The following is a 19,168-nucleotide window of genomic DNA, read 5'->3' on the forward strand; positions in this document are numbered from 1 at the left end:
AAAGCATTAATACAAACAATTTAAATCGCATGAAAAAAATTTCTTTATTCTTAATTCTATTTATTTCGGGGAATGTGCTGTTTGCCCAAAACGAGGTTGAAAAAGGCTTGGATGCCATTACAATGGAGTCGATTAAAGGGCAGTTGGAGTTTCTTGCATCCGACTGGACCGAGGGCCGTGCTGTTGGAACCAAAGGCGCATACATTGCTGCCGATTACATTGCTTCGATGTTTAAAACCTACGGAGTTCAACCCTTTGGCGATGTGGCATATACTCAACCATCGCGAAGCGAAAGAATGGCCGGGGTTAGACCGGAACAATACCGTACTTATTTCCAAAGCTTTGGTCTGATTGAATATGAACCGGGCGACGAGCAGGTATTTTCGGTAGTTACAAGTAAACCGGGAAGCGAAAGTTCGATGGACTTTGTTTATAAAACTGATTTTTATGTACAGACCGGAACCGTAGGACAAAAAGTGCAAGCGCCGCTGGTATTTGCAGGATACGGTTATGCTGATGAAGATAAAACCTACGATGATTTGAAAAAATTGGATGTTGCCGGTAAAATTGTGGTGATTTTAGAAGGTTACCCGGGACATAACGACACTACTTCGGCTGCCTACAAAAAGTTTAAACCGGAAGGACGTCGTGCGGAATATTACCTTGAGCGTAATAAAATGACAGGTTTACAGGACGCCGGAGCTTTGGCTGTAATCCGAATCAGTCCGAGTGCAAATCCAATGATGGGATGGGCGCAAAACAATATTTACAGAGATAACGGTGGTTATAACGAAAGCGACAAAAGACCAAATCCGTATTATGGAAACAGAATGTCGTTACCAGGAAAAGAACTGGGAAGTAACCTGTCGACTTTTACTGTTTCAGCGCGTGTTGCCAACGAAATTTTATCGGGCACCGGTGTTGATATTGAAAAGTTTGAAGCCGATGCAGCTAAAAGTTTGGAACCGGCATCGCAGGTATTGGCAGGCAAATCGGTTGCCTTTAAAACATCGGTAAATTCGAAAGTAGTTAACGCCAGAAATGTAGTAGGTTATATTGAAGGTAAAAATAAAGATGAGTTTATTGTTGTTGGCGGACATTACGATCACCTTGGAATATTTGACGGTGTAATTTACAACGGTGCTGATGATAATGCATCAGGAACAGTTGGCGTAATGGAGATTGCAAAAGCATTTATGGAAACCGGCGAGAAACCAGAAAAATCTGTTGTTTTCGCGGCATGGACAGGCGAAGAGAAAGGATTATTCGGTTCAACCTATTTTGTTCGCGAAGCTAAAGAAAAGGATTTGAATGTAGTGCTGAACCTGAATTATGATATGATTGCCAGAAACCCGGAAGGCGATACTTTAAAGAATCAGGCGCACATGGTTTACACCGAAGCCAATACTGTAATTGGCGAAACCACAAAAAAACATATCGCAGATTTCGATATTAATCTTGATTTGGATTTGCGTCCTTCGGAACGTCCTGGAGGAGGTAGCGATCATGCTCCATTTGCAGCGGAAGACATTCCTGTTTTCTACTTTATGGCGGCTATGCATCCTGATTATCACCAACCATCAGATGAGTTGAGCAAAATTAACTGGGAAAAAATGCAGAATATTATTAAAGTTGGATTTTTGAACACCTGGAAATTTGCCAACAGCGACGACTGGAAAAAAACTACAGTAAAACCTGAGGCTGAGTAAATATAGAGTTAGTAAAATAGAAAAGGCTACCAAATTTGGTAGCCTTTTTTGTATTTCGATATGAGATCTTTTCTTGTTTTCGTAAGATGTGTTTTTAACGTTTAACCAACCACAAACACTGGTAAGCATTTAATTTGTTGGAAGTGAATTTGTCTCCTGAAATCAAATCAAAACCGTATCCTTTTGGAATTTCAATTTCCTTTTCTTCGTCACATAAATTAATAATCGCCAAAATGCTTTGTTCTTGTGATTGTCTTTTTAGTACAAAAAAGTCATTTCCAAAATCAAGAACTTCCTGCGCGGCGTTTGGATGAAATGCCGTTTGTTTTTTCCGTAACAGAATAAGTTGTTGTAACGATTCAAATACTTTTTTCTGAGTGGTATCATTCTTCAGAACTTCTTTCAACTCATCCAGCTGCCATTTTCTGCGGTTTATAGTGCGGTTATGCTGCGTTTTTTCCACTCCCTCGTAATAATTCGGAGTGGCCGTTAAGCTGTGAATATAAAATGCGGGAACACCGGCCAAACTCATCATACAAACCTGCGAAGCCAGAAAACGCTCAGCGTGAAGGCTGTCTTCGCCCTTGTGTGTGCCCTTAAGCGCATCGAAATAGGTAATGTTAAGTTCGTACGGACTTTGGCTGCCATCGGGGTTCGATTTGTAGTTAACCAAACCACCAAAACCTTTCATATTTTCCACCAAAGTGTTTTTCTCATCGTCGGGTAAAAGCCCTTCCAAGGGACGAACGCCAACACCATCGTGAGAAGCCGTAAAATTGAAAAATGTTTTATTTCCTTCAAGTTGAGGCAAACTTTTCGCCCAACTGGTCAGGTAGCTTGAATTGCCGGTGTGCAGTGCGTGTAACAACAGGGGAGGGAGGCTAAACTGATAAACCATGTGGGCTTCGTCGCCATCGCCAAAATAACTCAGGTTTTCCTTATTCGGTACATTGGTTTCAGTTAGAATTACTGTATCAGGATTAATAAACTCAGCAACATCACGCATTAGTTTAACTACCTCGTGTGTTTCCGGTAGGTGCAAACATGTTGTTCCTACAACTTTCCACAAAAAGGCAATCGCATCGAGGCGAATAATTCGTGCGCCTTTATTGATATAACCGAGCAGAATATCCATCATCTCAACCAGCAAATCAGGATTTGAGAAATTCAAATCTACTTGGTCGGCGCTAAAAGTTGTCCAAACGTGTTTGGTACCGTCGGCCGTTTCATAAGGCGTTAAAAGCGGTGTGCTGCGCGGACGTGTAACTTGCGAAAGGTCGGTTGCCGGATCTTCAGTAATAAAATAGTTTTTACCCTTTCCGTGTTGTTTTAAAAAGTTTTTAAACCACTGGCTTTTACTCGACGCGTGATTAATTACCAAATCGGCCATCAGATCGTAATCTTTTGTCAAATCTTCAATGTCGCGCCAGTCTCCCAGCTCAGGATTCACTTCTCTGAAATCGATCACCGAGAAACCATCGTCGCTACTGTATGGAAAAAATGGTAGAATATGAACAACGGTTAATTGTTCGTTCAGATTATCATTTAAAAAAGTGCGGAGCGTTTGCAGTGGCTCTTCTTCAGCGTTTTTTATGCTGTCGCCATAGGTAATCAATACCACATCTTTTTCGTTCCATTTTGCGCCTTTCGACGAGCTGATTTGATACGACGAAATAACGTGTAATAAATCAGCAAGAATCGTTTTATCAAGCTTATCCTTGTAAATAAATTTAAGCCGACTCTCAATTTTTTTAATGAAAGAAGTATCGGGATTAATCATATTTTTCAGGTTTTTAGATGATGTTGTTATCTGCTTCTACAATCTCATGAAACTCTTCTAAAATCTCGGGGAAAGCACTCTGCACACGTTTCCAGCTTGGCATAAGCGGTACGGTGTCGGGATTGTTCAAATAATCAATTCCTGCCTGGTACACATTCTTTACAAACAAATCGATAACTTCCTCTTCCTTATGAAAATCGTATGAAAGACCGTTCATTGCCGCATCGGCTTTGTAAAGTTCCACAAACTCAAGTGCTATTCTGTAATAGGTTGCTTTTAGTGTACGGAAGAATTCCGGAGTTAGCGTAATACCGTCAGTGGCCAGTTTCCCAAAAATTGCACGAGAAACGTCGCGACTCATTTTCGATAAACCTTTTTCTGCATCTTCGGCAGAAAGCGATTGATGTTTATGATCGTAGCGGTCGGCAATTTCAACCTGGCAAATCCGGTTTAACGAGTTGTTTCGTTCAACCTCGTTTAAAATACCAATTTCAAGTCCCCAATCGTAAGGAATACGAATGGTTTTTATAATATCGGCACGCATCGAAAATTCGCCTGCCAGCGGATATCGAAAACTATCGAGATATTCCAGGTAAGTATGATGACCCAATAATTTTTTTAAGGTTCTTAAAAGCGGAGTAACCAGCAAGCGTACTGCCCGTCCATGCAACTTTTCATCATCAGTTCTGAAATAGTAGCCTTTACAATATTTGAAGTTAAACGAGGGGTCGGCAACCGGATAAACCAAACGAGCCAGCATTTCGCGGTTGTAAGTAACAATATCGGCGTCGTGCAGGGCAATTGCTTCCGATCGTCCGGAGGCGATCATATAACCAAAACAGAACCACACATTTCGCCCTTTTCCGGGAACGTTTGTAACAATGTTTTTCGATGCCAGTTTCTCTTTAAATTCAAGCATTCGCGGGCCATCATTCCAAATCACTCTGTGGTGTTGTGGCAGTTCTGCAAAAAATTCAAGGGCGTTTTTGTACTGATAATCGTCGGCACGGTCTAAACCGATTACAATCTCCGAAACATAGGGGATGTCTTTTAAAATAGTAACAATATCTTTTAGTGCCTGACGCGATAACTCAGAATATAAGGAAGGAATAATTAATCCGATAGGACGTTTTTTACTAAACTTCTCCAATTTTTGTTCCAGCTCTTCGTAAGGCCTGGCACGTAAATTATGAAGTGTTGCTACAAATCCATTCTGATAAAAATCTCCCATTTTCTACTGTTTTATGTGTGTCAAATAACTACTGATTGTTGCCGTTCTTCTGACGACCTTTTAAATATAAAAAAACATTTGTTGTAAACGTTGTCCTTCGTTTTTGATTTGGTACGTTTAGCCCGATAATTAACATGCGCCTTTGTTCTACAACTCGCGCATGTACATACTTTTGATAATCGGTTCGAGTTTTTCTGCAATAATCTTATGATCGAGTTTTTCTTTTAGCACTTTTAGGTTGTGCATTACAACCTTGTTGCGGTACGGAATATCGGTAAGTAAACGGTAAGCCGAATTAACCAAATCTTCGGTTACGCCACCGCCGTCGATTGCCGGAAGATCAAAACCGTACTGCTCAATTTCTTCCTTGTAAACCTCGTATTTGTTGATTACCGCCGGCAATCCAAACGACATCATTTCGAGCAGGTTATTCCCAAAACCTTCCACATCGCTGAAGTAGGTTCCAATTCCGCCATGAGCCGCAACTATAGAGGGTACTTCTGCAAATTTGTAAAACTTCCTGTCCACAATAATATCGCGGTGCGAAAGGATGTTGTGTTCTCCAAAAATCAATACTACATTACTGTTTGGATTTGCCTTGCAAAGCTCGGTGTAATGAACGTAAAGATTGTTGAGATACTGGTTTTGCTCGTCGCCCGAATGACCACTTACAATAACCGCTACACATTTTTTCTCGCGGTTTTTGGTGAATTTTTTTTCCAAAGCGAAAGCCAAATCAATGGCCAGTTCGATTTTCTTTCGTGGAACAACACGGGTGTGTTGTAGCAGAATTACCGTTTCTTCCATGGTGAAGCCACGGCTTTCAACTTGCTGAACAAGACCGATGTCTTTCATAAACGAGTCGTTGTAATTGTCTTGTACCGGGCAAATTAGCTCTTCCGTTTCCGGATTAATGTCTTCCCATTCCCATGGAATTTCGCAGGTGTTTGGAACAACTGTTGTGCGCAGTTTAAAGAATTTCTCCAGTTTGCTGGCGTTAAGCTGTTCAAAAAGCCTTTTTCCCAAATCGATTTGCTGCTTATTAATAAATGCAATCGAATTTACAAAAGTAACTCCGGGCAGGTATTTCAAGTATTTCTGAATCACCTCATTGGGATTCGAAAAAATATCGCGTTCGAAATACGAATCGTGCCACCACACCATCAGTTTTGGCCAGATAATTCCTTCGGCACGCAACTCTTCAATGTAATAACCTAAACCAACTGCAGTAATAAAGTTATAAGGATGTGAAGTGTTGTGTGCAATAATCAGGTCTATATCGTTTTCGTCAACCCACTCCTGAATAACTTTTTTTGCATATAAGGCATTCTCGTGAATCAGTTCATCCAACCCCTCGGTGTCGGGATTATTGAAATTATTTAAAATGGTTTTATGCGCTTCGCTTTTGTGCCAGAACACATCGTTTGTTTGCGCATTAAAACGCGGCGACGAGTGCGCGGCCAAAAAGAAAAAGTTACCAATGTTTATGTCGAGGTGTTCCGACATGGCTTCAACAGTTTGGTCGATAACAATCGAAACTCCATCGTTTTTGCCTATTAAGGAATGGATAATTCCTACGCGTAATTCGTTTAACTTCATCCTATAATTTTCAGTAGTTGTTGTAAATCGTTGATAATAAAATCGGGGAACATTCCTTTAACGCGCGGGTCGTCTTCACGCAGGCGCAGCGAGCGTTCATCGCCGGCAAAAAGCACCGTTCGTACACCTGCTTTTGTGGCCGTGTAAACGTCTTTCAGCATGTCGTTTCCCACAAATATGGTTTCCGATGGCTCTGTATCATACTTGTTAATCAGAGCTGGAATAAACTTGTCGAACAAAGCCGTGTCGGGTTTTGCCCGCAATTCTTTGTACGAGTATACCGCAAGATCTTCCTCAAAAAGATCGATATGTTGATCGGTTTTAAACTCGCCGGTCAGAAAATAATTCATAATAATGGGTGTGTAGAATTGCGCGTTGGAAACAATACCAATGGGTATTCCCATTTTTTTTATTTCCAGCAGCACTTCTTTCATGCCCGGCATGGGGTAAACGCGGTTGCTCAGCAGTTCGAAAACCATAATGGTATCCGTCCACGATTCGTTGCCACTCAGTTTTAATAGTCCTTCCTTTTCAGCCGCTTCGAACATGTCAGACCAGACCTTAAAAATATCGACATCGGGGAAGGGGTGACCTTTTGTTTTTAGCTCTTCGTGCTGCTTTTTAACCTGCAGCTGTAACTGATCGAGCAGAAAACTGCAGGTATCTTCCTTGCAACTCGTAAAGTCAAAACCACCGGCTTCCATTGCCGCGCGCATATTGTCTTTATTCAGCGAAGCCTGATCGATATCGCCTGATGAAGAAATAAGTAAAGTACCGTAAATGTCGAAAATGACGGCTTTTATTTTTTCTTTCGAATCGGTTTTTAAATTGGGGCAAAAAGTGGTGGGGATAGGTTGTAGTTTTTCCGAACTATCCAACCATTTTTTTATATCGTTTCTGAAGTTTAATTCCATATCCTTTCAACGAGTAGTTGTTTTTGATAATTGTCTTGTTTTTTTCTGTTACGTGTGACGATACGTCACTAAATAGAGTGTTTAAAATGGGATTTTGTTCAAACAGTTTTTGTTTTTCTATCTTTTCGCTAAGAACACCTGAAATGATCTCCATCTGCATTTTTAAGTTGAGATCTTTGAAATCGGTTTTAATTCCGGGAATATTCAACTTGTAATACAGTGTGGGAAAGCTAAAACCATCGTCTTTAAAATCGCGGGTTATAAAATCGATGTCGCGGCCAACCACCGGAGTATCGAGTAACCACGGTTCAAGGTAAACCATTCCAAATCCTTCTTTGTAACTTGTAGTAATGCAAAAATCGCTTCCACGCAACAGTTTCTCGAAGTTAACTTTTGTACCGGCTTCAAATATGATGTCGATTTCATTTACTCTGCAGAATTCAATCCATTGATTGTACATTTCAATTTCAACAGGATTTTGCGGAGGTTGTGTTACGGCAAAATTTACACGGTGGCGGAATAAAATATAGAGCAATATAAACTCCCCAATATTTTTTCGTTGAATTACACGTACCGGGTACGTCACTAGCAATTTATTGCAATCGATATTCAATTCTTCACAAACAGTTTGTTTGGCATCCGCTTTTTCGGGCAGGTCGTCTGATGTATTAAACGTTACCGGATTTGGAAGCCATTCAATACGGTCTTCAGTAACGCCCAGCTCTTTTAATCGGTCGAAGTCAAACGAATTCAGCACCCCAAAATGATAGTTGGGCAACTTCGGATACAACACCTCGTTGATATCCTGCAGAAAAATATCATAGATAATTTCTTCCAGAAATGAATAATTGCTTGGTCGGTCTTCGGCAAAATCGTGGGCATGGTTAAACACCTTAACACCTTCTTTTGCCAGCAAATAAACCGCATACGTTACAATCGGGTTTTTACCGAGATTCAGGTTGTGAAAATGTAAAACGGTATCTGGAGTGAGTTGCTCACGAATGTCAGCGTGTATTTTATGCAACATTTCTTTTGCTTCCTGCTCCGTGTATTGGTGACGATCGAGATAATCGAGCTCAGGAATAATGTGTAGCTCGGCATTTTTCTCTTTTATTATACTTTCATCGGGGCAAGCACCCACCAGAACTTTTATCTCTTCTCCCTCGAGGCTGTCGATCTGCGATTCAATAATTCGGGTAACACCACCGGGATTTAAATGACTATGTGCGATTACTACTGGCATGTTGTAAGTTTATGTATAAAAATAGAAAATCGTTGGGAAAATGTTTCTAAGAATCTATTTTTATGAAAATATTAACTAAAACCTAAGACCTATGAAAAAAGTTGCAACATTGTTGCTGTTGGCGATTATTTCGTTTGTTTCCGCACAGGATTTATCGTACCGACTTGAAGAATTAACTGCCCCCGATTTTATAAAAGCTGTTGAAAAAAGTTCGAAGACCTGCATTATTCCTATAGGGGTAATGGAAAAACACGGTGCGCAGTTGCCACTGGGTACCGATCTTTATTTGTCGCGTGAGTATTCACTTCGGGCGGCCGAACAGGAGTATACTGTCGTATTTCCGTGGTATTATTTTAGCCAGATAAACGAAGCTCGACATCAACCTGGTACTATTTCGTACTCGCCGGAACTAATTTGGAAAGTCTTACAGGAAACCCTGGACGAACTAAATCGCAACGGTTTTGAGAAAATAATCATTGTAAACGGACATGGTGGAAATAATGCATTCCTGAATTATTTTGGAATGGCACAACTTTCTGAACCTCGTGGATATTCTTTGTATTGGTTTCGCCCGGAAGATAGCAAAGTGGTGAATGAAAAAGCAGAAGCTTTAACACGTCACGATCTGTACGATGCGCATGCCGGAAACAGCGAAACATCGGCAATGGCTGCAGCACAACCTGATGTGGTACATGTTGATAGGGCTAAACAACAGTCGGGTGTTGATCAGGACCGGATGAACGCATTAAAATATGTTTACACCGGAATTTGGTGGTATGCCAGTTATCCGAATCATTACGGCGGAGAGGCCTGGGATGCCAATGCCGAAGCAGGAGAATTGTGGATCAACCATACCGTAGATCAGTTGGTAGAAATGATTAAATTGGTAAAAGCCGACACTGTTGTGCCAGCTTTGCAGGAGCAGTTTTTTAAGGAGGCTGCTGATCCGTTAAAGACAAAACAATAGTTGGCGTAATCCATACTTTAACAAATGTTAGAGGCATGATTGTCATTCCGAGCGCAGAGAGGAATCTGTTACTGTTGTGCACTGCGGTGACAGATCTCTCCTCGCACTCTCGTCGAGATGACAGAAAACACGAAGTGGATCAGACAAGTTATTTTTCATCAACATATTCCAAAATATCACCGGGTTGACAATCGAGCGCTTCGCAAATAGCTTCAAGCGTGCTAAAACGAACAGCTTTGGCTTTTCCTGTTTTTAATATCGAAAGGTTGGCCAGTGTGATGTTTACTTTCTCTGAAAGTTCGTTGAGCGACATTTTGCGCCGCGCCATCATAACATCAAGATTTACGATTATTGGCATAGCTTAAACTGTTAAATCGTTTTCTAACTGTAATTCAACTCCGCGTTTAAAAATCTGCGAAATAATAAATACCAGACCGGCCATAAACAGAAATTGGCCATGATTCCAGGAATCATTTAAATTGCCGGCTAGCTCACCAAGCCCGGCTGCAAGTCCACGAAACGTAACTGCCAGCACCCATACCGCAAATAATAAATAGCTTATTCTTTCAAGTTTGTATGCAACCTTTACGGTAAAAGGATTCGTTAGTTTTATTTTATTAATCAGCTGAACTACCATCCACCAAACAATGGCTTTTAAAATCGACATCGCAAATTCAGATGCGACTAAAACGGAGTAAAGCGTGAAGTTTTCCTGTCTTAACTGAAGCAGATTAAGTCCTATATAAAAGTTTTTTGCATTTTCCGGGTTCCATAAACTCGATATATAGAAATATAGAAGAATAACTGCTTTGATAGCAAAGCTAACATATGCGATCAGGGCCAATACCTTCATAAAAATAAGAACATGTTCAGTTTGAGTTTTTCCTTTCATTTTCATGGTAGTTGTTTTTAATGTTTTATGCAAAGTAAATAAATAATTATCGAAAAACAATAAATAAAGATTTTAAATCAATAAATATTTATTGATTGGTGATTTAAAATGCCCGGAAAACTATTATTTACCTGTGTTATATTTCAGTAGTTAGTCGCTTATACTTTCTTATTTCAGACAAATTTATCTTTACTTTGCAGCCTGAAATTGAAAGCATTAAAGTTATGGCGAAGAAAAGGGTAAATGTGGTGACAATGGGATGTTCGAAAAACCTGGTTGATTCGGAGGTTTTACTGAACCAGTTGGAGAAGGGAAAGTTTGAAGTGATGCACGACTCAAACGATACCAATTTTGATGCAGTTTTTGTAAACACCTGTGGTTTTATTCACGATGCCAAACAGGAGTCGATCGATATGATTCTGGATTATGCCGAAGCTAAAAAACGTGGTGAGATAGACAAACTTTACGTTATGGGGTGCCTCTCGGAACGTTACCACAACGAGCTGGAAGATGAACTGCCCGAAGTAGACAAGTACTTTGGTAAGTTCGATATGAAAGCCATGGTTGAAGAGCTAAAAGTTACCTACGCGCCCGAATACATTTACGAGCGTAAAATTACCACGCCATCACATTTTGCTTACCTTAAAATTTCGGAAGGTTGTAACCGTTCGTGCTCGTTTTGTGCCATCCCGAAAATGACTGGCCGCCACCAATCGCGCACTATCGAAAGTCTGGTGATGGAAGCCCGTTACCTGGCCAAAAAAGGAGTGAAGGAGCTGTTGCTGATCGCCCAGGATCTTTCCTACTACGGTATCGATTTATATGGTAAAAACCAATTGGCAGAACTGATCAACAAGGTTTCGGAAATTGAAGGAATTGAATGGATTCGTTTGCATTATTTGTATCCAACGAAATTCCCGATGGAGATTTTGCCGGTAATGCGCGAAAATCCAAAAGTGTGTAAATACCTCGATATGCCACTGCAGCACATTGCAAACAACGTGCTGAAAAATATGTTGCGCCATGTTACGCGTGAAGAAACGGAGGCCTTAATTGCCAAAATTAAAGAAGAAGTTCCCGGAGTAGTAATTCGCACTACCATGTTAGTTGGTTTCCCCGGCGAGACTGAAGAAGATTTTGAAGAGCTGAAAGCCTTTGTGGAAGAGCAAAAATTCGGTCGACTGGGTGTTTTCCCTTATTCGGAAGAAGACGGAACTTATGCCGCATCAAAATTTAAAGATACACTGGATCAGGAAACAAAACAGGAGCGTGCCGACGAAATAATGGAAGTACAGCAATACATTTCGGCCGAACTCAACCAGCAGAAAATAGGGCAGGAGTTTGATGTAATTATCGACCGTAAAGAGGGCGATTATTTCGTTGGACGTACCGAATTTGATTCGCCTGAAGTTGACGGTGAGGTTTATATTACTACTGACGATGAAATAAAAAACGGCACCATTATTAAAGTGAAAATAACAGGTGCCGAAGATTATGACTTGTACGGAGAACTGATTTAAGGCTGCTTATATTTTCTGCATCTCCATTTCATTTATTTCTTTTCCCCAATTCGGATGAAGGGGTGATTCCGGCTCGAATTTGTCGAATTTCTCTTTTGCGGTTTCAAAATGAGGACGGGCAACTTTTGCGCCACCACCAAATTGTTCAGGCGTATTAAACAGGGTAACCGCGCGCAAATAATAGCTTCTCGGATTCTCAGGATTTAGCGCAATTGCTTTGTCGATTGCTGCATTCATCTTTGGCATGTATTCCATCCCTCTGGTCATCGGATCAATCGTAATCCGCGATGGATAAAGAAATGCCTGAAGTGAATACAGTTCCGATTCGTCGGGTGCAATCTTTAATGCCTTATCCAGAAATTGCTGTGCTTTATCCAGGTAAGCATCTTTTTTGTCAACGTCCTCGTCCATATAACTTATCACGATCATTGAATACGACGCGTAATACAACGGCAGCCATTCTTTGGTCTCTGTCATACTGATACGTTCAAAGGTATTTGCTACCTGTTGAAAGTTAGCTACTGTTTCCGAGTTTTTCATTTTTTCGAGGGCTGCTGTCATCGCTGCCTCGTAATTTTTTCCCTGTGCTGCGGCAGTTAAAATTGCCACACTGAAAATAAGCGTTAATAAAGTCTTCATGTGATTTAATTTTAAAGTTTATAATTGAAATGATAGTAGAAATACAATGAGTCGTTTTTGTCCCGGCACGATAGCTTGCGATTGATAAACGCCATTATTGTCGGGTGTTTGAGCGTAGTTGTATCCAAACACATTGTTAAAACCCAATGCATTGTTTACGATTACATGTGCCACGGTTTGGGTGTTAAAAAGGTAAAACAGGTGGGTGAACCCGAAACTTACATCGTTATAAGTTTTGGTTTTTCCGGCCATAAATTCGGGAGTGTTAGGATTATCGTACGGACGTCCGCTGGCAAAGGTGTAGGAGCCCGAGATAAAGGAATTGATCTTTGTAAAGTATCGTTTGTAAACTACTGACAGGTTGTGTTTCGAGACGTAGTGAGGTGTTACTTTCATCGGGTAATCGCGGTAATTCCGTTTTGAATCGATCCATGAATAGGAAATCCAGTAATCATCTTTTCCAAACTCTTTTTGGTCGCGCCAGAAAACGTCGATTCCTCTTGAATAACCACTTCCTGTATTGTTGTAATTTCCGGGCTCTGCAGAAAATTCTTCATCAAATTTTACCAGGTCGGAATAGTTTTTATTGTAGGCCTCAATGCGCAAAGTGCGGCTGTCCTTTTTATACTGCCAGGTTAAAATGGAGTGGCTTGATGTTTCAGGTGCCAACTCGTCGGTGAATTTCAAATAATCGTCGCCCGGATTCTGAAAGAACTTTCCGTAAGCTGCAGAAAGCTGGCTGCTTTTGCCGGTTTTTACAGCTGCAGATAACCGGGGAACAGCATTCAATTCATTGATCAGCGAGTTATATTCGGTTCGTAAACCGGCTTTCAGCGCAAAGCTTTTTGTTACTTTCCACTCTGATTCGGCAAAGGCAGCAAACAGGTTATTGTTGAATGAAAGATTAAAATCACCATTCATATTTATGTCCTGATCATATTTATAAATCAACGCCTCGGCACCAAAAGTTGTGGTAACATCTTTTATTGAATAGTTGGAAAGCGTAAGTTTTAACTGACTGCTGTTTCGTGCAGTGGCGATTTCGTCTGAATCGATATCCATGTTTTCGCGATCGATGTTAAAAGCAAACCCTGTCTGAATCATCCATTCGTCATTCAACATTTCGTTGTAGGTTGTATTCGAATACAAATTATTATTGTCCATTGAAATTTTCTGGAAAGCCGATTGTTCGATGTTTTCGTACAACAAACTGCTGGTGTCGTAATTAAAAGTGGCAAAAGATTTTATCATTCCCGTTTCACTGGTTTTGTGTCGGAATAGCATCGTTGAGCCAATAATAACCGGCTCCTGCAGCCAATCAACATTTTGTTTAAATAGCTTGTTACTGAGCGTTGTATTCAGGTATTCTCCGCTGACAGACAACGACGTGTTTTCCCATCTTTTTGCATGCGATCCCTGTAAACCAACCGAAAGAAACGAAATGCTTGATTTGGTTTCCGGTTCGAGTGCCACGGTATTTAATGCCACAATCGACGAAAGTGCCTGCCCGTATTCAGCTGAGTAACCTCCTGTGCTAAATACCGATCCGTTAAAAAGGATAGGGGAGAAACGGCCTCGTGTTGGCAGATCGGGCATTTTAGAATAATACGGTGTATTTACCAGCATACCGTCCATAAAAGTTTTGGTTTCATAGCTTTCGCCTCCACGTACAAAAAGGCGACCTTCTTCTCCCACCGTCTGCGAACCCGGTAATTTGCCAAAAGCACCAAAAATATCGCCATTGGCTCCTGCAGTTAAGGCCACATCAAGTGGTTTTAAAACAACTGATTTCTTTTTGTCGCTTGCCTCAAACGTTCCGGCGTTTATAATAACTTCATCGAGTTCGCTAATTTCTTCGATAAGTATGATTGTAATATCAGAGATATCTCCTGAGATGTTTAAAGCTTGTCCATAAGTTTCAAATCCTACACAACTGGCTATTAATGTCTGGTCGCCGGTTGCATCGGTTGTGAAAGAGAATACTCCAAGAGTATCGCTTGTTGTGCCGTCGTAGGTTCCCTGGATAAATATATTCACCCCGGTAACGGGACTGCCTGATTCTGATTGTACTACTCCTGAAATTCGCACCTGTGCATGCGCAAACATGATCAGAAATTGAAAGAGAAGTATTAAAAGTGTTTTCATGGTTTTTTCTGTTTTGTTGTTTTCGTACTTCAAATATCTTTCAGAAAAAGAAGGGGGAGAAATAAAAGAATACAGTCGGTAAGCTTTTAACTACGAACGGGTATAAAACAATCACGAATCGGAAGACGGTTTTATAGAAAATCAATCAAATCAAGTTCAATACACAGTTTTTTAAATGAGTTTTTATATGTGATTGTGAATTAACATAAGAATCTGAAAATGAGAATATTGTTGCTTTTGGTGATAATAGTTCGTAAATTGAGAGATAAATATCTTTAATTGCTAATATGGTTTTGTCTTTCACCCACACGAAATCAAATTTCGAAACATTTCTAATACAGATCTTATACTTTCTGCGGAGTTCTGTTCTGCATATTCCATGTATTCGTTTGGATGATTTCAAGACGATAAAAGTCAACCGAAGCACACACATCTCAACATATTTTCTGTTATCCCCAAATCCGAAAATTGGATGGAATAAATGCGTCTAGTATTAATTATTAAAAGCTAGCAATCATGATTAAAACAGATCACGGAAATAAAACAGAGCGCGTACATGCACTGGATTCATTACGTGCAATAATGATGTTACTTGGCTTGGTACTTCACTCGGCATTAACCTATGGAGTGGTAGACTACGGAAATGCCTGGATCATGAAAGATGCTGCAACCACGAGTTTGCTTATGGATTATTTCGTTATGGTTATTCATATTTTCAGGATGCCGATATTTTTTGTAGTTGCAGGATTTTTTGGTGCATTGTTGTTTTTCGAGCGCAGTCCCCGAAGGATGTTGTGGAACCGGACAGCTCGGATATTCTTTCCATTCGTGGTATTTATTGTGCTTTTAAGTCCGACAATAATTTTTGCTTTTGCCTACTCAAAAAGTGTGTTTTCCGGCGTTGAAAATCCACTTGGTTCTTCTTTAGCAATTTTTTCTAATCCGCTGGCCTTTATTCCATCCCAAACATTCCATTTGTGGTTTCTGTATTACCTGTTTTTTATCTCCATATTTTCATTCGGATTAGGATTTTTATTTGAAAGAATTCCGCGATTTACCAATTGGAGTACACAAGTATTTAACCGGATATTGAATAGACCAATTCTAAAAGTAGTGTTGTTTTCGGTCCTTACAATTGGCCTGCTTTTTATAATGAAATCATACTGGGTAGCCACAGCAACAAGTTGGGTCCCCGACTGGAAAACATTTTTATTCTATTTCTTCTTTTACGGATTTGGGTGGATCCTATTTAAATCGAAAACACATCTCGATACTTTTAAACGATTTGACTGGACGTTTACCATACTGGCAATGGTTGTGGTTACAACTGAGTTTTTTCTTTCCCGCTCATTGGGAATGGAGATGAAAATCATCTTTAATTCGGTTGCGGTGTGGTTATTTATTTTTGGAATTACCGGGCTGTTTATTCGTTACGGAAGCCGGCATTCGCATTTAATGCGTTACAATTCCGATTCATCCTACTGGATTTATCTGTTGCACTTACCAATAGCTGCAACCATTCCGGGATTAATAGCCCACTGGCATGTTTCCGGACCCGTAAAATTCTTATTTGTATTTCTGCTTACTTCGCTTATTTGTGTGATTACTTATCATTATTTCGTGAGGGCCACATTTATAGGTAAGTTCTTAAACGGAAGAAAGTACTCGCGAAAACTACATCCGAAACGTGAACCGATACAAGCGCCCCTGGAAAAGAAAGCCACGGTTGCTTAACGATATTTTTGCGAACTAACTTTCAATAATATATACATTGATTACAAAAGAAAATAGCCGTTCTCAAGTGAACGGCTATTTTTATTCTGCTTTGTATTCATTTAATCGTACACGCGAATGATCTCACCGGTTCGTAAACCTTCCACACTTCGTTCGTAGCCTTTTGCCACTTTTTCCATCGAAACAGGTGTATGGCCCGGGAATGCATTGCCAAGTCGTTCTGCCGAGTCTTCAACCAGTTCCGGAGAAACTACATTTAAACGGAACTCGTGTAGATGTTCCTGTGATACCGCAAGCACAAAACCGTGAATGGCATTATTTGCCATGGCCGAGTTGGTTGCTCCAAACACCGGATCGTCGGCTAAAACTCCGGTTGTTAAAGTTATGGAGCCACCTTCGTTCAAATAATTTCTGCCAATGCGAACAATGTTTACCTGCCCCATGAGTTTGCCCTTAAGCCCCACATAAAAGTCCTCTTCCGAAAGTTCGGCAAAAGGTCCCCATTTGGTAGCTCCGGCACAATTCACAATGGCATCAACTTTACCGATCTTTTCAAACATATTTTTTATCGATTCAGAACTTTCCATATCTACCTGCACATCTCCGTTGCTTCGGCTTGCAGTTATTACTTCGTGCTTTTTCTTAAAATGGCTGGCAACGGCGCTGCCAATCGTTCCTTGTCCTCCGATAACTACTATCTTCATCATTCAATTTTAATTTTCCATTCTAACGGAATAATTACCGTGTTGTTTAATCCTGTACACTTTCCCGTTTTCATCGCGCTCGAAAACAACTGTTTCGCCTAATTCTTTGTCTTTTCTTATTCTTTTAAAGGTGTCACCTTCGATGTGTTTGTAAAAGGTTAGCGTTGGCGAATTGGCAGGTAAACTCATCGAAACGAGTTGGCCGTTTAGTTGGCCATAATACACTTCGCTCCACCAGGGTTGCTCCGTATATGAACCACTGTATTCGCTTAAATCTACAGTACCTTCTTCCGGCTTGTCTTTTACTTTCGACAAGATACTTTTTATACCTGTAATGTATTTTGAAGGCGTGGTTCCACTGGCATTTATCATGACTGAAAAAGCAAGTTTATCTTTTGGATAAACGGTTAATTGTGTGCGGTAACCCGGGCAACTGCCACTGTGTCCAAATGCCGTATTTCCTTCCGAGTCTTTCCACACAGAAAAACCTAATCCCCAGCTGGTTTCCCAGTTTGGATCGAGGAATTGAACGCGTTGCATATTTTTCAATGTGGCAGGTTTTAGTATTTCGGTTGTAGTGGTGTCCCTCAATCGTAACTGCCAGGCCGCAAATTTCGCCAGGTCTTCAACATTCGATGAAAATCCTGCTGCTGCTTTAATTCCTTTTGCCTGAAAGAATTTCACTTTTTCACGATTTCTGTCACGTTTTTCCGAGCCGTAACCAATGGCGAGTTCTGTTCCGTATTTTTCCTCGGGTAAAAACGGGCGTGTATTTTTTAGTTCCAGTGGCGTTAAAATGTTTTGCTGAACATATTCGTCATAGGACATACCTGAAACTTCTTTTACAACTTCTCCCAAAAGCGACATGGCCAGATTGCTGTACTGCCAGTATGTTGAGGCCGGGTATAAGGTTTCCTGGGTTTTGAGATCGGTTTTAACTGCATCGCTTGTTGGGAAAGGAAAGTCGGGGCCAGTCCAGTACGGATGTGCCGATTCGCGTGGTAAGCCCGAAGAATGGGTTAGTAGCGAGCGTATGGTAATGGGGCCACTTGCTGGGAAATGTTGCTTCAGGTCGAACCACGGTAGGAGAGTGTGGATCTCATCATCGAGCCTCAGTTTTCCTTCATCGTACAATTTCATTATGGCAACCGATGTAAATAATTTGGAGATGGAACAAATACTGTACAATGTTGATGGTTGCGTTTTTAACCCGGTTTCAGGATTTGCGTAACCAAAGCCGGCTTTCCAAAGTACTTCCTGATCTTTAAGTGCAATTGCCGAAATACCCGGAAGGTTCTCGAAATCTTTTTGTGCTTCCAGCCAAGCTTCAACCAACTTAAAAGCGTCGGTGTAATCTTTTTCTTTTTCCTGTGAAAAAGCCAGTAATGCGAATGTGCAGAAACAAATAACAAAAAGCAGTTTTTTCATAATCGATAATTTTTGTTGATAGACGAAAAATTGGTGCGTATAATTTTCGGTTGAAAAGAATACGTATTCATAAGGAATTTGAACTTCAATTGTTTAAAGATAGTTTTATTTATGCGAATGAGGAAGAAGAAAAAAGTCAAGCAAACACTGCTTGACTTTAATTGGAATATAGGAAATTAATGTAGCTAAAAGTTGAGTGTGTTCATCGCGTTATCTTCTTTTTAGTGCGATTTAGAACCTCATTATTTAGCAATTGAAGTTGTTTCATTAGTGTCATGGATTCATGATTAAAGCCGAATCAACGGCCTGAAAAAAGGTACATGGTTTCCCGTTTTTAAATGTCCACGTGTGCGTGGCATTGGCTTTAAAACGTTTGCCGGTTTCTTTCCAAACCCCCGTGTAATAACCCTGCATTACAATTTTGTCGCCACCATCGATAAAATCGGAGATTTCAATACTGAAATCATCGAAATGTGCAGGAATAGTTGCAAGCACATTTGTTAGTACGGCTTGTGGACCAATAAAAATACCATCGCCTTCAATGTAAGGAAGGCCAGCGCATGCATGCCAAACGATTTTCTCGTCCCACATGGACAGAACGGCTTCAATATTGCCTTCGGAAAAATTCTTATATCCTTCTTTTAGTGTGTCTAAATTGTTCAT

Annotated in this window: 16 protein-coding genes; 4 read left to right on the top strand and 12 right to left on the bottom strand. The window is 40.5% G+C overall.

What is annotated here, in order from left to right; genetic code table 11:
• Positions 1–29: 29 nt before the first annotated feature.
• Positions 30–1,709 carry a M20/M25/M40 family metallo-hydrolase gene (locus tag SLH46_RS09770; protein ID WP_320280994.1) on the top strand — a complete coding sequence of 560 codons (1,680 nt, stop codon included), beginning with the start codon at positions 30–32 and terminating at the stop codon, positions 1,707–1,709.
• Between the two features lie 94 nt (positions 1,710–1,803).
• On the opposite strand, the gene SLH46_RS09775 is transcribed toward SLH46_RS09770, so the two are convergent.
• From SLH46_RS09775 to SLH46_RS09795, 5 genes are all read right to left on the bottom strand, one after another.
• On the bottom strand, positions 1,804–3,489 hold the full coding sequence (locus tag SLH46_RS09775) for a sugar phosphorylase (protein WP_320280995.1): 1,686 nt from the start codon (positions 3,487–3,489) through the stop codon (positions 1,804–1,806).
• 13 nt (positions 3,490–3,502) lie between these two features.
• A complete protein-coding gene (locus SLH46_RS09780) occupies positions 3,503–4,720 on the bottom strand; it encodes a hypothetical protein (RefSeq protein WP_320280996.1) in 1,218 nt (405 codons plus the stop codon).
• A 147-nt stretch (positions 4,721–4,867) separates the two neighbouring features.
• Positions 4,868–6,319 carry a hypothetical protein gene (locus SLH46_RS09785; protein ID WP_320280997.1) on the bottom strand — a complete coding sequence of 484 codons (1,452 nt, stop codon included), beginning with the start codon at positions 6,317–6,319 and terminating at the stop codon, positions 4,868–4,870.
• Complete coding sequence (locus SLH46_RS09790) at positions 6,316–7,233, bottom strand: HAD family hydrolase (protein WP_320280998.1); 918 nt, start codon at positions 7,231–7,233, stop codon at positions 6,316–6,318. Before SLH46_RS09790 ends, SLH46_RS09785 begins: the two co-directional genes overlap by 4 nt.
• A complete protein-coding gene (locus tag SLH46_RS09795) occupies positions 7,190–8,476 on the bottom strand; it encodes a hypothetical protein (RefSeq protein ID WP_320280999.1) in 1,287 nt (428 codons plus the stop codon). Before SLH46_RS09795 ends, SLH46_RS09790 begins: the two co-directional genes overlap by 44 nt.
• Positions 8,477–8,567: 91 nt before the next feature.
• Between SLH46_RS09795 and SLH46_RS09800 the strand changes: the two genes are divergently transcribed.
• Positions 8,568–9,443 carry a creatininase family protein gene (locus SLH46_RS09800; protein ID WP_320281000.1) on the top strand — a complete coding sequence of 292 codons (876 nt, stop codon included), beginning with the start codon at positions 8,568–8,570 and terminating at the stop codon, positions 9,441–9,443.
• Positions 9,444–9,591: 148 nt separating this feature from the next.
• Here the strand turns inward: SLH46_RS09800 and SLH46_RS09805 are convergent, their stop codons facing one another.
• Together SLH46_RS09805 and SLH46_RS09810 are read right to left on the bottom strand one after the other, a co-directional pair.
• Positions 9,592–9,801 carry a helix-turn-helix domain-containing protein gene (locus SLH46_RS09805; RefSeq protein ID WP_320281001.1) on the bottom strand — a complete coding sequence of 70 codons (210 nt, stop codon included), beginning with the start codon at positions 9,799–9,801 and terminating at the stop codon, positions 9,592–9,594.
• Between the two features lie 3 nt (positions 9,802–9,804).
• Positions 9,805–10,341: a DUF2975 domain-containing protein gene (locus SLH46_RS09810; RefSeq protein ID WP_320281002.1), complete on the bottom strand. Its 537-nt coding sequence runs from the start codon at positions 10,339–10,341 to the stop codon at positions 9,805–9,807.
• A gap of 218 nt (positions 10,342–10,559) precedes the next feature.
• On the opposite strand from SLH46_RS09810, the gene rimO reads away from it, so the two are divergent.
• Positions 10,560–11,855: a 30S ribosomal protein S12 methylthiotransferase RimO gene (gene rimO / locus SLH46_RS09815; RefSeq protein ID WP_320281003.1), complete on the top strand. Its 1,296-nt coding sequence runs from the start codon at positions 10,560–10,562 to the stop codon at positions 11,853–11,855.
• A 6-nt stretch (positions 11,856–11,861) separates the two neighbouring features.
• Here the strand turns inward: rimO and SLH46_RS09820 are convergent, their stop codons facing one another.
• Together SLH46_RS09820 and SLH46_RS09825 are read right to left on the bottom strand one after the other, a co-directional pair.
• Positions 11,862–12,494: a tetratricopeptide repeat protein gene (locus SLH46_RS09820; protein ID WP_320281004.1), complete on the bottom strand. Its 633-nt coding sequence runs from the start codon at positions 12,492–12,494 to the stop codon at positions 11,862–11,864.
• A gap of 18 nt (positions 12,495–12,512) precedes the next feature.
• On the bottom strand, positions 12,513–14,639 hold the full coding sequence (locus SLH46_RS09825) for a TonB-dependent receptor (RefSeq protein ID WP_320281005.1): 2,127 nt from the start codon (positions 14,637–14,639) through the stop codon (positions 12,513–12,515).
• Between the two features lie 516 nt (positions 14,640–15,155).
• On the opposite strand from SLH46_RS09825, the gene SLH46_RS09830 reads away from it, so the two are divergent.
• Positions 15,156–16,373: an acyltransferase family protein gene (locus SLH46_RS09830; protein ID WP_320281006.1), complete on the top strand. Its 1,218-nt coding sequence runs from the start codon at positions 15,156–15,158 to the stop codon at positions 16,371–16,373.
• 101 nt (positions 16,374–16,474) lie between these two features.
• Here the strand turns inward: SLH46_RS09830 and SLH46_RS09835 are convergent, their stop codons facing one another.
• The 3 genes from SLH46_RS09835 to SLH46_RS09845 all read right to left on the bottom strand — a co-directional run bounded on the left by SLH46_RS09835 (position 16,475) and on the right by SLH46_RS09845 (position 19,168).
• Complete coding sequence (locus SLH46_RS09835) at positions 16,475–17,080, bottom strand: short chain dehydrogenase (RefSeq protein WP_320281007.1); 606 nt, start codon at positions 17,078–17,080, stop codon at positions 16,475–16,477.
• A 6-nt stretch (positions 17,081–17,086) separates the two neighbouring features.
• A complete protein-coding gene (locus tag SLH46_RS09840; protein WP_320281008.1) occupies positions 17,087–18,505 on the bottom strand; it encodes a serine hydrolase in 1,419 nt (472 codons plus the stop codon).
• A 273-nt stretch (positions 18,506–18,778) separates the two neighbouring features.
• Positions 18,779–19,168: a nuclear transport factor 2 family protein gene (locus SLH46_RS09845; RefSeq protein ID WP_320281009.1), complete on the bottom strand. Its 390-nt coding sequence runs from the start codon at positions 19,166–19,168 to the stop codon at positions 18,779–18,781.

The sequence above is a fragment of the Draconibacterium sp. IB214405 genome (genome assembly GCF_033963885.1).
Taxonomy (GTDB): Bacteria; Bacteroidota; Bacteroidia; order Bacteroidales; family Prolixibacteraceae; genus Draconibacterium.